Below are 14,505 nucleotides of genomic sequence, written 5' to 3' on the forward strand. Positions count from 1 at the left end.
GAGATTATATCTCATTAAAATCACTGATAAATTTCTCACCTTTCTCTTTTAAATCACCAGCATTTAATAAAACTAAACCTTCATTAGGCTGTCCATATAATACAGTAGTATATTCTGGAGCTAATGCAATTATAGGAAGAACTGCAAGATCTTCTTCCCCATCAACATCAATAATATATCTGGTATTATTTTCAATTGATTGTTTTATAGCAAACTCTATGGTTTCCCATAGATCATCGGTTATAGTTCCAGCAGGATTTACTGCTGTTAAAATATTATCAGTATAATTTATTATAGAATCGTGATCCTTTCTTTGAATACGATTATCAATTATCCCTACATCGGGATAAATATTATGAGAAATAAGGTTATTTAAAGTACAATCTCCAGCAGAAATTAAGAATTTAGAAGCTTTGATATCCTCCAATGCATCCTCAAAATTAGGATATAATTCCCCTAAAGGATCTTTTAATTCCTGAATTAATTTAGTAGTAATTTGTAACAATTTAACCCTTACCTAATAAATATTATTTATAAATTATTTATATTTTAAATTTTATATGAGTAATTTCTTAATCATAAAGTTAGTTTTAGAATAATAAAAAAATAAATTTTAAAGTCTATTTAACCCTTAATGCATACTCGCCAGGTAATGTAATATTTAATTCTTCAGCAACTTTAGAATTATCTGGATTAAGAACTATTAAAAGACCACTCCAATTGTCTGAAGTAGCTACCTTACCGGGACATACCGGACAAATATCATTATGAGTTATCCTTTTACATTTTGGACATGCTTTTTCAGTCATTTTTTATTCTTCCTTTTATCCTCTTCTATCCATTCTAATTTACCTAAACCGGGTTGTCTCATTGTAAGACCAATTCTATTATCCCTTGCAGATTTAGACTTGAGACTTAAAGCAACAATTCTAGCCCTAACTAAATCATCCTCTCCAAGGACTTTACTGGATTCGCTTGCAACAAGTGCAACATTCTTAGGATCATAGTTAATATAATCATCGGTTACTTGTGAAACATGGACTAAACCATCCATAGGTCCAATCCTAACAAATGCTCCAAATTCAGCTATTTCTATAACTTGACCAAGTACAATTTCCTGTTGTTCAGGTTTATAAAATATAGCGGAGAATGTCACATGATGATAAGTAGCTCCATCACCTATAACTAATTGACCTTCACTAATTTCATCAATTTCATAAACACAAACAAGTAAACCTAATTTTTTATCAAGTTGACCAATATAAGCTTCATTAAGAGTATCAATTGCTACATCTTTTAAAGGATATTTAAATTTATAAGGAGCTATCCTTACGGTATCCTCAATTTTAGTCGTATAATACAAAATAATCCCTCATATTTTTATCAAAAATTAAATAATTTATAAGTTAATAAAAAATTCTAATAAAATATATAATTTAATATCTTATTTATTTTTAACGATATTTAAAATATTAAGAATTCAATTTATTAATTTTAGAAACAATTAATAATATAAATTTAATTGAATTTATTAAAAATACTTATTAAAACAATTAATAGTCACCTATTCCACTTGAATATATCTCTTTTGACGGATATATGCAACCTTAATAGATCTATCTTTTGCACGATTCTTCAATTCAACATCATTTGTTGCAAGAATTCTGGAATCAGAGATTCTAAGAAGTGCATCATCAACTGTTTCTCCTTTTTTTGTTGAAACATCCATTATTTCAACATCATCAGATTGAGCTATTTTTAAAGCTAAAGACGCTTCGGTTCTAATAGTTTTATTTTTATTGTTCTTCAATCCTTCCAACTCACTTACTACAAATTTAGGAGTGGTTAATGTATAAGACGGTAAAACTTTTTTAAGCTCTTCAATTATATCAATATTAAATTGAAATGGAGCCATGAAAAAATTTGTATCAATTACAACCTCATTTACCATTTAATGCCTTCTAGAAAATCTATTAAAAGAAAAAATTACTTATTAAACCGATTAGTTCTTAATAAATATTGTTAAAAAATTTAATAAAATAATCTATTTTATAATACCAAAACCTATTAATCTCCAACGAGCACCGACTCTACGGCTTAAAGCTACTCTTGTATCTTTATCAGCACAAATAGGTAATTTCAATTTAACACCAACTAATCCGCCTTTAAGTGAAGTTACTACACCAATGGTAGTAGTTGTACCACAGTTAATCATTAAAAGTTCTTTAAGTTTAATTGGTGAAACTTCTCTCTCTTCTTTAGTACCAACAACACGTTCTAAAAGGTTTACATCCATTTCAAAATTGAATAAAACTGGAGGCAATTTATCTTCTTTACCTGCAACAGAACCACTTAAAGAATCGGCTTTAGTAAGAGATGGATCAAGTTTAGTAGCGACACCTACTAATCCACCAGGGGTAACTTTTTCAACTTGTTGACCTCCTGCCTCTAAACCAATAATCTCTGATTTAAGTGGAATCCAATTTGAATTTTTATCTTTATCAGAACTAGCGTCAACACCAGGTCTTACCTCAATTGTATCTCCCAAATGGAGAGTTCCTTGTACTAATGTACCACCAATAACTCCACCTTTAATTTTATCAGGTGAAGAACCAGGTTTATTAATATCAAATGAACGAGCTACATACATTAATGGAGATTTTCTAACACTTCTTCTAGGTGTTTTAATATTTTTATCAATAGCTTCAATTAAAATATCAATATTTGCACCTTGTTGAGCAGATACAGGTATTATAGGGGCATCTTCGGCACAGGTACCTTTTACAAACTCCTTAATTTCCTTATAACTTTCAATAGCTCTTTCTTTAGAAACAATATCTATTTTGTTTTGAACTACAATAACATCCTTTACACCAATTACATCAAGAGCCATTAAATGCTCTTTAGTTTGTGGCTGTGGACAATGTTCATTTGCAGCAATTACTAAAACTGCACCATCCATTATTGCAGCACCAGATAACATTGTAGCCATTAAAGTCTCGTGTCCCGGAGCATCTACAAATGAAATTTTCTTAATTACATCAGTTTTATTACCACAATGTTCACATACTTCTTTTGTAGTATAACACTGAGGTTCATCACAAACAGGACATTTTCTAAATTCAATATCTGCATAACCTAAACGGATAGAGATACCTCTTTTAGTTTCTTCACTGTGTGTATCAGTCCATACTCCAGATAAAGCTTTTGTGAGTGTAGTTTTACCATGATCTACATGTCCAACTAAACCTATATTTACATCAGCCTGTACTTTCACAGATTACACCTTACTTAAAAATTATAAAATTCATAAAAAATTTAAATTAAGAATAGTATAACTATTCTTCATCTTCTTCATCAGATCCTAAGATATCACTTAAAGATTTTGAACCACGACTTAAAACAATGGTGTTGATTTGAACAATATCATCAGATATAGTGTTTCCTCTCATTGTTTTTCTTCTTTTTTCTCCAGCTCTTTCAGGTTTGTAACCTACTCCACCAGATACTAAAGTTTTGATTCTTCTAGGTCCTGAAATATCTTTTCTCATAGCAAATCCGTTCTTATCAGATCCACCAGTGATTTTTAAATTATAACCATCTAAACCAATAGCACTACCGTCAACATCGTCACCGATTTTTTTACCATTGAAAATAGTTTCTTCAGTTTCAATTTGGTAAGTTTGATCTTTATCAGAAACAACTACTTTAAATACCACAGCTATTCCTCCTTTTAGTTTTTTTATAAAATTCCTATATAATACGATTATTAGTTATGTTTTAACCAAATCTAAAATCAATTAAATAATAATGATTATTCAAACAAACCTAATTTACCCCAATCAGGGTCATTACGCCTTTTGATTTCTACAAACTCATCCAAAGTTTGTAATTCATCCTCGGACAATTTATCTTTAAATTCACGGTTTAAGACTTTATAATGATTCTCAGGAATATCAATATACAGTTCATCTCCTTCCTCAAAATCCTTACCTGCGATTGCATTGTCTATTGCCATTGCAACCTTTTGACCACGTGAAATAAATTGTAAAGATTCACCATTATCTTCCATACTTGCAATTTTACCTACAGGATGTCCATTAGCATTAATCAATGGATAACCTGGTTTTATTGTACCACTTAAAACCTCAATACCACAAATTGCAGGTTTACTTTGTCTAAAAATCAATTTAGGTATTGAGAATATTTTACCGGGTTTAATAATAGCATCAAGATAAGCCTTACGTTCAGCCTCTTTTTTCTCTTTAATCCAAATACTATAATCCTCAGTTAATTGATAGATTACTTCACCTTCAAATAACTTAACATCAGATTCTTCCAGATCTTCACGGACTTGAGGATGTACACTTACATTGAATGCAAAAATAACTCCATCCTCGTCATTTTCTTCAGATGCTATTTGACCATTTATTACATCTCTTTTAGATACATCTCCAATATCAGCTGATCTGATCGGAACCTTTAAATCAGTTAAAAGACTTACAATAGCTTCAAGAGAACCTAAAGTATCTGCTTTAACTAATACTCCACGGTCTTCAGTATCTATTGTAACATCATCAATTTCTTTAAGGATTTGCTCCTTAACATCTTCTTTATCGTTTAATACTTGAAGAGGTGAACCAGAAATAACATTATCCAAATGAGGAGCAGCAATCTTAACACCTGCTGCTGCAGTTACTTGATCAATTTTTTCAAATTTATTCTTTGAATCCCTTATTTCATTTAAAGGACGTGGTTTTAAAATTGACCTGATCTTTGTTGTTATTACATCACCTGGAACCATTAATGCTATTTCATCATTTGTTTTCAAAACACCATCATAAATAATAGCATCAATAGTTGTACCTAAACCAACTTCCTCCTTAACTTCAAGAACAGTACCCTTTGCAGGAGCGTCTTTATGGATAGCAAGTTGAGATGTTAAATATTTTTGTGCAAGACCAAGTAACATTGTAATTAATTCAATTACTCCTTCACCAGTTTTTGCACTAATCGGTACAATTGCAATTTGAGATGCAAAATCACTTACACGATCAAACCTTTCTGATTGAAATCCAGCTTCATGTAATCTACCAACAACTTCATAAACTTTCATTTCAAGGTCTTGTTGAACACTAGGAGCTTGACTTTTAAAACTCTCAGTAAATGAAGCATTTTCAATTGAGTCCCAGCCAAATAATTTATCGACTTTATTTGCAGCAACTATAAATGGAGTTTTATACATTTTTAAAATATTTAAAGCCTCTAATGTTTGAGGTTTAAAACCCTCATTTATATCAACAATTAAAATAGCTAAATCTGCTAAAGCTCCACCTCTTTTTCTTAAAGATGTGAAAGCTGCATGTCCAGGAGTATCAATAAAGAAAAGTCCAGGAATAGTATCTGCTATAGATAATTTATCAATAAGTGGACCACAAATATCTGAAATAGTTTCAATAGGTATTTCAGTAGCTCCTATATGTTGAGTAATACCACCGGCTTCTCTACTAGCTATAGTACTACCTCTAATATAATCAAGTAATGTTGTTTTACCATGATCTACATGACCTAATACAGAAACAATAGGTGATCGTATATTCATATTATCTCCACATATTTAATTTTTAAATATTTAAAAAAATTTAATTTTAAATTTCTTTTAGATTTGCTTATAAATTCTTTAATTAAAAAGAATTGAAAATTTATTCATAAATCCAACTGTTGTCAGACATTGAATAATCAATAATTTCATCTTCATTGAAGAAAAGGTTAATTTCTCTTTCAGCGGATTCAGGTGCATCAGATGCATGGATTATGTTTCTTCCAGTATCCATACCAAAATCTCCTCTAATAGTTCCTACATCAGCTTCTTGAGGATTGGTTGCTCCAACCATTTTTCTGATTACACTAATAGCTTCATCTCCTTCAATAACCATAGTAAGTACAGGTCCTGAAGTGATATATTCAATTAATCCTTCAAAGAAAGGTTTATCCTTGTGTTCACCATAATGTTCTTTTGCTAAATCTTCGGAAATCATTCTTAATTTTAAAGCAACGATTTTTAAACCTTTTTCTTCAAAACGAGATAAAATTTTACCCATTAAACGACGGCCAACTGCGTCAGGTTTTAACATAACATAAGTTTTTTGAATCATTGTTTAACCCATTTAACTTTTCTTGGTACTCTACCAAGTTTAATCATATTTTTTTCACATTTACTACTACAAAAGAAATAGACAGATCCATCTTTTTTAACATACATTTTTCCTGTACCATCTACTATTTCTTTACCACAGAATGAACAAGTTCTCATGTAAACACCTTCTTATAATACCATGGAGTTCTAATTTCTTTAGCTTCTCTAATAGTATCTAGTAACATTAAAACATCACCTTCTCTTACAGGGCCCATGATGTTTCTTGTTAAAATTCTTCCTTTATCCCTACCATCGAGGATTCTGCATTTTACTTGCATTACTTCTCCAGTCATACCAGTTCTTTTAAGAACTTCTATAACTTCAGCAGGAGTTCCTTCTTCCATATAATCACCGTCAACTAAGATGAAAGACTATGCTTTCTACAGAGCTTACAATTAGTTTTTAAGTTCTGCTACTTTTTCAACAACTTCTTTTACTAATTCTTCAGCTTCTCCAGCTTCTACAATACAAGCTGAAGCAGTACCGACAGATAAACCTGCAGCTCCACCGACTTTATCTTTAGTTGCTAAGTAAACATAAGGAATTTCTTTTTCTTCTGCAAGAACAGGAATATGTGCTACAATTTCAGCAGGATCTACATCTTCTGCAATAACGACTAATTCTGCGTTACCTCTTTCAATAAATTTAGTTACTTCATTAGTTCCTTTTGCTACTTTTCCAGTATTTTTTGCGGTTTCTAAAGCTTCTTCAGCTTTATCAGCTATTTCTTCAGGTGTATCAAATTTTACATAAATTGGTTTTGCCATATTATTTACCTCCTATTTCATCTGGCTTTCGCCATCGATCAGCAAATATTATAAACAGAATCTGAATATAATGACTTGCATTATCCCAAATCTTTTATAAAGATTACAGGATTTAATTAAAGTCTATAATTATTCTAAATATATCATATATCACTAAATAAAATCCCTTTTAAAATAAAAAAAACAGTGGGATTATATTTTCAATACTTATATTATTATATAAATGTATAGTCATTTGCACTATTATTATAAAATTTAGTAATTAATGAAATTCTAGAAAACTAGACATTATAAAATATGTTATACTAACATATAAATGTTTGGTATTTTCTATTAAAAAAAGTAAAAATCAATTGGTGTTTATAAAACTATAATAAAAATTATTATAAAACCGAATACATTCAAAATTATTATAATAAATCAATTCTGGAAAATAGGATAAATTAACTTAAAAAATAGTTTTGAAAAAATAATATATAATTAAAAAAGAATATTAAGTAAAGGTACTCTTTACTTAATTCATCTAAGAGAATCTAGAAAGATTTTACAGCTAATCTGACATCTTCAACTTTAACAGTTTTTCTACCAGCATGTTTAGCTAATTGAACTGCTTTTGCTGCGATTTCATTACCGTAATCTTCAATAGCTTCAGCTAAAGCGATTTTAGCATCATCACTGACTCTGTCAGCACCAGCATTTTTTAAGATTCTTCCAATAGGAGCGATTGGTAATTCCATATTTTCACCTCAATTTTTGTTAATACATAGTTTATTCTTTTTAATATATAAATATATTGGTAATTATTATCTTAAAATTTAATAGATATCATTAAAATTTATTATTCTTAATTAAAATAATATAGGGGTTATGAATTAGAAAATGGTTTACAATACCAAGATAATTTTAAAAATTCAGTGCAATAATAAATTTATAAAAAATTAAATTCCTAATATTCTTTTATATTTTTCAATAAAAGTTCAATTAATTTTATTTAAATCAAAATACTGAATAAATAATTCTTATTTTTAAATATTACATATAATTCTATTTAATTAAATATAAATACCTAACTAAAATTATTTTAAGAAAAATAGAGATAAATAGAAAATATTAGACATATACCAAATTTATACAACTTTTATATGGAAAACAAGAACATAAATTTTAAATTAAAAATTTTAACACTTAAATAAATATACAGTAAAAAGAATATAGAAAAAATAATTCTCTAAAAACTGTTTTAAGAAGAATAAAAAAAAAACAGTTAATAAACTCTAATAGAAACTATTTAAAAATTCTTTAAAAAAATATAAGAAAAATAAAAAAATATCTAAAAATTATCTTCTAAACGAAAAATAAAAAAAACAGTTAATAAACTCTAATAGAAACTATTTAAAAATTCTTTAAAAACTATAAGAAAAATAAAAAGAATAGGGAAGCTATTCTTTCTTACCATTTACAATAATATCCCTTAACTTATCAACATCTGCATCAATCTGAGTAGGTTCTACACATGCTTTAATAGCAGTATCCGGATCTTTTAATACATGACCAGTTACAACACATACAACACGTTCACCTTTATCTACAACACCATTATCTACTAATTTTCTTAAACCAGCAATAGATGCAGCAGATGCAGGTTCTACTCCAATACCCTCAGTTCTTGCTAGGTATTTTTGAGCATCCAATATCTCATCATCAGATACGGTTTCACAGTAACCGTCGGAATCATAAATAGCATGTAACGCTTTCTGTGAAGATACGGGATTTCCTATACGAATAGCTGTTGCAACAGTTTCAGGATTTTCAACAGGTTTTAAATCCATAGTATGTTTTCTAAATGAGTTTGCAACAGGAGCTGCACCTTCCGCTTGGATACCAGTCATCATTGGTAAATCATCAATAAACCCTGCATTATGGAATTCATTTACACCTTTCCAAATAGCGGAAATGTTTCCAGCATTACCTACAGGTAAAATTATTCTATCTGGAGATTGCCAACCTAAATCATGTACAATTTCATATCCAATTGTTTTTTGACCTTCCAATCTGAAAGGATTAATTGAATTTAATAAGTATAAGTGTTTCTCAAGAGCAAGTTCTGTCATAGCCTCAAGAGCTTGATCGAAATTACCATTAATAGAAAATACTTCAGCACCATGGAACATTGCCTGTGCAAGTTTACCTAAAGCTACTTTACCTGACGGTAAGAATACAACACATCTAAGTCCTCCACGTGCGGCATAAGCGGCAAGTGAAGCGGAAGTGTTTCCAGTTGAAGCGCATCCTACGGTGTGAACACCAAGTTCCATAGCCTTAGTCATACCTACTGTCATACCCCTATCTTTAAAACTACCGGTAGGATTTGAGCCCTCCACTTTAACGTATAGATCTACGCCAAGCTCATCTCCAATTTTGTCGCAGTGTACAAATGGAGTTCCACCTTCATCTAAAGATACAATTTTAGTCTCATCAACAGGTATACATTCTTTATATTTCCATACATTTTGACGACGACCATCAAATATACTTTTATCTACATCAAAATCAGGAACTGCTTCCAAAATAGATCCACATTTAGGACAAGTATATATGATTTCATTATCATCAAATTCTTCACCACAAGATATACATCGAATCATAATATCACTTAAGAATAAATAGTTAAATAAGATTTATAATTTTAATCTTCATTTTTCATTACATAATAACAATTAAGATACTAATTTAATTATTGAAAAAATGTTTATAAATTTTTTAAAATAAATTTGATAAAGAATTTATATCTAAAATAAATCTTAAAAAAATAATACAAATATATTTTAAGTTTTATAATATAAAACTTTTTTTCTAATATAAAAGTTAATATAAGAAAATAATATTTAAAGTTTAAATGCTTTATAATACAAGGACAGGATTTATTTAATATGGTAAGTCTGTATTAAATAATTTGCAAGATCCTTTGTAATATACACTTCTATATATGCTGCAATCATAAGTAAAATAACACCTATCAAAAATATAACAAATGATTGTATTAGGATATCATTGTTCTTATCAAAGGATATGATAAATCTATTAGTTAAAGAAATATCCTGACCTTTGCTGAATTCTAAACCATTTTTATCTTTATGGGTGGTTTTATTTAAAATAAAATCCCAATCTGGTTTCCAAATGTCTTTAATAAGATAATAAATAAACTTAAATAAGGTAAATCCTGCAGCACCACCAAATATTAATCCCGGAATCTCAAATATTCCATGGGGGAGAATGAACAACAATATTTGCATGAAAGATCCCCGTGTCAAGAAGTAACCTATAATCAATCCGTTAAAAACCATCAATATTGCAGGAAGTATACCGGCTACAATTCCACCCCAATACATCCTAAATAATACATGGAAATTATTTGAGAATATTGACAGATAGGTTAATGTAATTTGACCAGAGGTAATTTGTTTTCTCATTGTGCTTATTACAGGTTCCACTGAAGATTTAAAGAAAGGGGCCATAAAATATGCCATAACTGTTGGTATGACAAACAATAAAATAGCAATATAAAACATCTTCCTATTTACAGTAATTGACATTTTAATGTATGTAAACAATCCTTTAATATTATCTTTAATAGAATTCATATTACCACAGATAAAAGTTTTAAAGAAAACTTAATCAAATAACGTTTGGGCAATCTCATTTGCCTCTTCTTGTTTAATGTGTAAATCGTCCATAAACTCGGAAAGTAATTGGCAGGTTCTGTTTTTACAATCACCACAGAGAAGTGTACCATTTAAACATTCCTCTTTAACCTTTTCAAGTTCTTTATCATCATCCATTAGATGATATAACAATACTTCAAAAATAACACATTGATCAGGTTGTCCACCTTTCTCTTTTTGTTCCTGAAGGGATTCCCTACCACCGGTTTTTGCAGATTTTAATTTTTTAACCGCATCTTTAGTCTCATCATTTAAAAATATTGCAGTTTTAGGTTTACTTGAAGACATCTTAGCACCTGTCAATCCTGTTAAGAATCTGTGATAGGTACTTGAAGGTACTAAAAATCCTAACTCGTCATGAAGTTTATTTGCAATATCCCTTGTAAGCCTTAAATGAGGATCCTGATCTATACCAACAGGTACAACAGTATTGATAGGGCCTCCATTCTCTTCTACCTGAGGAATCAAAATATCTGCAACCTGCATAAGAGGTGAATTTACATGGGCGAGATTAGTTGAATTAGTAAATCCATAGATAGCTTTCATTTCACTGAAATTAGTTTTAAGAGATGCTCTAAAAGATAAATCCTTTAATACCTGATTTTGAGATTGAAGATAAACATCAACATCGTCTTTAGTTAAATCCAGACCAAGTGCTATATAATTTGTAAGATACTCATTAACAGCCAATTCTTTACCCTTCTCAAAACTAATTCCCCTTGCAGCATAAGCTTCCATATCTGCAATAGGTAAGGATAATTTTGCTCCATGATCCTGATACCATTTAAGTTGATCTACAACCATTTTATGACCTATATGCATTTGTCCAGATGGCATCATACCACTTACAACGGCAAATGGTTTATTTGAGTTAATGAGATTTGTAATTTTATCAAAATCCCTTTGACCGAATATAACTTTCCTTCTCATTAATCTATGAGGATTGTCAATTTTATTAAGTTCGTCTTCAAAATCTTTAATACCAAATTGTTTTACTAGTTTATCATAATCAAATGCATCTGCAGTCCATGGGTCGAGCATTCTATCACCTAAAATCTTTAAAAAAAAGTTAAATAAAAAGTAATTATGGTCTTGTCCATTCTATGTTATAATATGTTATATCCAGATCATCATCTACAACAGCAAGTAGAAGATTCTTATTTACACCATGTGCCACTCTAACATAGCTTGCAAAATCAAGAGCATTTATCTCATACTTTTCATATACCACTTTTACAAGATAGTTGGAATGACCTTTACCAGGAGCCAAACCCCGTTCATATAATCTAAATTCAGAACCATATTTAAATCCTGTTTTTATAACATATCCCCTATTCTTTAAATCTGAATAAACAAGGAATTTCCCATAAATATCTCTTTCTTTTATTAAGTTAATAATATAGGAAGGTTCACATTTAACATCATCTTTATAAATATCTAAACGATTGTTCTTCATCAAATATGCTGCCTCAATTAAAGATAACTCTAAAGCCTTATCTGTTAATTTTCCAAAGTGACTTTTTTCATTTAATGCTATAGGTCTTCTTGAAGTCTCAGTTATTGGAACAGTCACTATCTCATCATATAAATCTCCACGCATTTAAAACACCTAAATAAAGAAAAAATTAATTTAGTAATCTAAACCTTAAGCCTATATCTATAAAAATCTTTAAATATAATTAATATTTTGTATTTCACCATATATATAATTAAAACTTATAATAAGAAGATAACTATCAAATAATCAAATAAATATTATTAAAAAGATTAATGAAAAAAAGATGTAATTTAAATTGCAAATAGGTATAATTAAAATAATTAAAAAAAATTTAAATTATAAATTTACATTAGTATTTAAAAATATATTGTTTGCTAAATCTCTTTCAATGGGATTCTCCTTTCCATCTATAGTAATTATTAAAAAATCCTTAGATTTATCCCTTTCAATAATTTCAATATAGGTACCTATATCAATATTGAGTTTTCGAAGCTTTTCAGAGTGATAGTTATTACCTCGAATAAATGAGACAATGCCCCCTTTACCTTCCCTAATCTGAGTCAATGAAAGAAGATTATATTTTCTTAACTGTTTATTATCTATATCCAAATCATAATCCATACAATCTTCACAGTTTTCAAAGTCATAATCACATGCAGGGATAAGACTTCCCTCAGGACATACATCAGGTTGGTGTAACCTTTGACATAAAGCTCTTTCCGCCTCATCAGATAATGAATGTTCCATTTCACATGCTTGTTCGTGAACATTTTCAGGTTTGATTTTTAAATCGTTTCTAAGGAATAACTCTAAAATTCTGTGTTTTCTAGTAATTTTTTGAGCGATTTTACTACCCTCTTTAGTTAAACGAGCTCCTTTATAAGGAATATAATTAATATATCCCAAACCCTCCAATTTTTTAAGCATTTGAGTTACACTTCCAGGTGCAACGCCTAACTCTTTAGCCAATGTGTTTGTAGAAACCTGATCTGTTAAACAGGATTGCCTATATAAAGTTTCCAAATATTCCTCTATATTTTCACTAATTGGTTTTTTTGCCATTGCTTAACCTCAACATTAAGTTAATAATAATTTATTATGAATTTATATAAAAAGTTTTAGTTTAACTAAAAATCTTATTAAAATGTTTTCCCACTTAAAATTTTCCATATTCATATTGTATTTTTTACTTTTATATACTTTACTTAATTTTAATAAATTATAATTGAAAATAATTAAAAAAAGATTAAAACAATAAGAAACAAGAAATGATATTCCAATGGAAAAAAAATCTAAGAAAAAACTAGTGAAAATAACAAAAAACAAAATAAATAAAAAATCGTAATGATGAAAAAAGTTTAAAAAAAAAGAAAAAAATAAAGAGAGGAAAATTTTAAAACCTCTCAAAGAAAAGGAAAAAAATAAACCTTTTCTTAAATAAATTCTTTAATCTGTTTAATTTTACCCTAGAATGGTAAATTAGTATATCTATTGTATATAGTAGCAGTAGCGGTATTCCAATTATTAATTACACCGAAAGTGTTTCTAGTTGAAACACAATCTGCACTATACCATTTACCATTTACATATACTTCAGTCCAAACGTGACCATACCAACCATCAGAGAAATGACAGTATCCATGTACGTAACGAACAGTTAAGCCAACTGAACGACACAAAGCAACATATAAATTGGATTGATCACAACAGTTTCCACTTTTAATTTTAAGTGTTTTTTCTGCACCTTGTTGGGAATTGGAATAATAATCATATAAAATATTATCTCTTACCCATTTAAATAAAGCGTTAGCTTTATCGTAATCACTGGTTAAACCGGAAGTAATACTAGTAGCTAATGATGAAATTGAAGAAGTATTAGCAGTATTACTTGAAGCAGTATTGATTGTAACATAATTAGGTAATTGACTGTTACTACCATAATAACTTAATACACGGCTAAATGCCTCAATCAAGTTTTCATATTGAACTTTACCAACAGTAGTAGTTGAATAGTTAGGCCCTTGTTCATAATTCAAAATGAACTTATAAGTTCTATTTGCAGAATCAACATAACCGTCCTTGTTTAAATTACTACTTGATATAGAATCACCAGTTGGATTTCCAGGTTCACTTACAGTAATATTAAGAACATTCAATGTTGTACTTGTTCCCTTACCTTGTGAAAGATAAACTATAGCCAAAGACTCATAATATAAGAATTGACTCATAGTACAGGTATAAGATCCAACCTTAACTGTTGATGGAAGTTTACTATTACTTGCATAATATGATTTAACAGTATTAGCTGCAGTAATAACCTGT

The 14,505-nt window shown here is 29.2% G+C and carries 18 protein-coding genes; all 18 read right to left on the bottom strand.

The window, feature by feature from the left end; genetic code table 11:
* Positions 1–4: 4 nt before the first annotated feature.
* Positions 5–505 carry a GTP-dependent dephospho-CoA kinase family protein gene (locus tag ON24_RS03395; RefSeq protein WP_016358315.1) on the bottom strand — a complete coding sequence of 167 codons (501 nt, stop codon included), beginning with the start codon at positions 503–505 and terminating at the stop codon, positions 5–7.
* Positions 506–620: 115 nt separating this feature from the next.
* A complete protein-coding gene (gene spt4 / locus ON24_RS03400) occupies positions 621–809 on the bottom strand; it encodes a transcription elongation factor subunit Spt4 (protein WP_016358314.1) in 189 nt (62 codons plus the stop codon).
* Entirely contained in the window at positions 806–1,363 is a 558-nt protein-coding gene (locus ON24_RS03405) for a DNA-directed RNA polymerase (protein ID WP_016358313.1), read from the bottom strand. Before ON24_RS03405 ends, spt4 begins: the two co-directional genes overlap by 4 nt.
* Positions 1,364–1,564: 201 nt before the next feature.
* Positions 1,565–1,951, bottom strand: a complete 387-nt coding sequence (locus tag ON24_RS03410) for a type II toxin-antitoxin system VapC family toxin (RefSeq protein WP_040681974.1) — start codon at positions 1,949–1,951, stop codon at positions 1,565–1,567.
* 93 nt (positions 1,952–2,044) lie between these two features.
* On the bottom strand, positions 2,045–3,277 hold the full coding sequence (locus tag ON24_RS03415; protein ID WP_016358311.1) for a translation initiation factor IF-2 subunit gamma: 1,233 nt from the start codon (positions 3,275–3,277) through the stop codon (positions 2,045–2,047).
* A gap of 61 nt (positions 3,278–3,338) precedes the next feature.
* Entirely contained in the window at positions 3,339–3,719 is a 381-nt protein-coding gene (locus tag ON24_RS03420) for a 30S ribosomal protein S6e (RefSeq protein WP_016358310.1), read from the bottom strand.
* 95 nt (positions 3,720–3,814) lie between these two features.
* Positions 3,815–5,602 carry a translation initiation factor IF-2 gene (infB, locus tag ON24_RS03425; protein ID WP_016358309.1) on the bottom strand — a complete coding sequence of 596 codons (1,788 nt, stop codon included), beginning with the start codon at positions 5,600–5,602 and terminating at the stop codon, positions 3,815–3,817.
* Between the two features lie 100 nt (positions 5,603–5,702).
* Positions 5,703–6,155, bottom strand: a complete 453-nt coding sequence (gene ndk / locus ON24_RS03430; RefSeq protein WP_016358308.1) for a nucleoside-diphosphate kinase — start codon at positions 6,153–6,155, stop codon at positions 5,703–5,705.
* Positions 6,152–6,313 (bottom strand): 50S ribosomal protein L24e, encoded by a 162-nt coding sequence (locus tag ON24_RS03435; protein WP_016358307.1) that lies wholly within the window; start codon positions 6,311–6,313, stop codon positions 6,152–6,154. Before ON24_RS03435 ends, ndk begins: the two co-directional genes overlap by 4 nt.
* Complete coding sequence (locus tag ON24_RS03440) at positions 6,310–6,540, bottom strand: 30S ribosomal protein S28e (RefSeq protein WP_040681975.1); 231 nt, start codon at positions 6,538–6,540, stop codon at positions 6,310–6,312. Before ON24_RS03440 ends, ON24_RS03435 begins: the two co-directional genes overlap by 4 nt.
* Positions 6,541–6,591: 51 nt before the next feature.
* A complete protein-coding gene (gene rpl7ae / locus ON24_RS03445) occupies positions 6,592–6,963 on the bottom strand; it encodes a 50S ribosomal protein L7Ae (protein WP_016358305.1) in 372 nt (123 codons plus the stop codon).
* A gap of 533 nt (positions 6,964–7,496) precedes the next feature.
* Positions 7,497–7,700: a histone family protein gene (locus ON24_RS03450; protein ID WP_016358304.1), complete on the bottom strand. Its 204-nt coding sequence runs from the start codon at positions 7,698–7,700 to the stop codon at positions 7,497–7,499.
* A 702-nt stretch (positions 7,701–8,402) separates the two neighbouring features.
* A complete protein-coding gene (thrC, locus tag ON24_RS03455; protein WP_016358303.1) occupies positions 8,403–9,608 on the bottom strand; it encodes a threonine synthase in 1,206 nt (401 codons plus the stop codon).
* 276 nt (positions 9,609–9,884) lie between these two features.
* Positions 9,885–10,604, bottom strand: coding sequence for a stage II sporulation protein M (locus tag ON24_RS03460; protein ID WP_016358302.1), 720 nt, complete (start codon positions 10,602–10,604; stop codon positions 9,885–9,887).
* Positions 10,605–10,634: 30 nt separating this feature from the next.
* The gene (locus ON24_RS03465) at positions 10,635–11,726 is read right to left on the bottom strand and encodes a tryptophan--tRNA ligase (RefSeq protein WP_016358301.1); all 1,092 of its coding nucleotides are present in this window, start codon (positions 11,724–11,726) and stop codon (positions 10,635–10,637) included.
* Positions 11,727–11,769: 43 nt separating this feature from the next.
* On the bottom strand, positions 11,770–12,285 hold the full coding sequence (gene endA / locus ON24_RS03470; RefSeq protein ID WP_016358300.1) for a tRNA-intron lyase: 516 nt from the start codon (positions 12,283–12,285) through the stop codon (positions 11,770–11,772).
* 234 nt (positions 12,286–12,519) lie between these two features.
* Positions 12,520–13,245: a metal-dependent transcriptional regulator gene (locus tag ON24_RS03475; protein ID WP_040681976.1), complete on the bottom strand. Its 726-nt coding sequence runs from the start codon at positions 13,243–13,245 to the stop codon at positions 12,520–12,522.
* A 404-nt stretch (positions 13,246–13,649) separates the two neighbouring features.
* Positions 13,650–14,505 (bottom strand): transglutaminase domain-containing protein (locus tag ON24_RS03480; RefSeq protein WP_040681977.1); only part of this gene is annotated, 856 nt, incomplete at its 5' end.

The organism is Methanobrevibacter boviskoreani JH1 (assembly GCF_000320505.1).
Lineage (GTDB): Archaea > Methanobacteriota > Methanobacteria > Methanobacteriales > Methanobacteriaceae > Methanarmilla > Methanarmilla boviskoreani.

Coding starts and splice junctions, on each gene's coding strand:
- spt4 (WP_016358314.1), bottom strand. CDS start 809: ATGACTGAAAAAGCATGTCCAAAATGTAAAAGGATAACTCATAATGAT.
- ON24_RS03410 (WP_040681974.1), bottom strand. CDS start 1,951: ATGGTAAATGAGGTTGTAATTGATACAAATTTTTTCATGGCTCCATTT.
- infB (WP_016358309.1), bottom strand. CDS start 5,602: ATGAATATACGATCACCTATTGTTTCTGTATTAGGTCATGTAGATCAT.
- ndk (WP_016358308.1), bottom strand. CDS start 6,155: ATGATTCAAAAAACTTATGTTATGTTAAAACCTGACGCAGTTGGCCGT.
- ON24_RS03435 (WP_016358307.1), bottom strand. CDS start 6,313: ATGAGAACTTGTTCATTCTGTGGTAAAGAAATAGTAGATGGTACAGGA.
- ON24_RS03440 (WP_040681975.1), bottom strand. CDS start 6,540: ATGGAAGAAGGAACTCCTGCTGAAGTTATAGAAGTTCTTAAAAGAACT.
- rpl7ae (WP_016358305.1), bottom strand. CDS start 6,963: ATGGCAAAACCAATTTATGTAAAATTTGATACACCTGAAGAAATAGCT.
- ON24_RS03450 (WP_016358304.1), bottom strand. CDS start 7,700: ATGGAATTACCAATCGCTCCTATTGGAAGAATCTTAAAAAATGCTGGT.
- thrC (WP_016358303.1), bottom strand. CDS start 9,608: ATGATTCGATGTATATCTTGTGGTGAAGAATTTGATGATAATGAAATC.
- ON24_RS03460 (WP_016358302.1), bottom strand. CDS start 10,604: ATGAATTCTATTAAAGATAATATTAAAGGATTGTTTACATACATTAAA.
- ON24_RS03465 (WP_016358301.1), bottom strand. CDS start 11,726: ATGCTCGACCCATGGACTGCAGATGCATTTGATTATGATAAACTAGTA.
- endA (WP_016358300.1), bottom strand. CDS start 12,285: ATGCGTGGAGATTTATATGATGAGATAGTGACTGTTCCAATAACTGAG.
- ON24_RS03475 (WP_040681976.1), bottom strand. CDS start 13,245: ATGGCAAAAAAACCAATTAGTGAAAATATAGAGGAATATTTGGAAACT.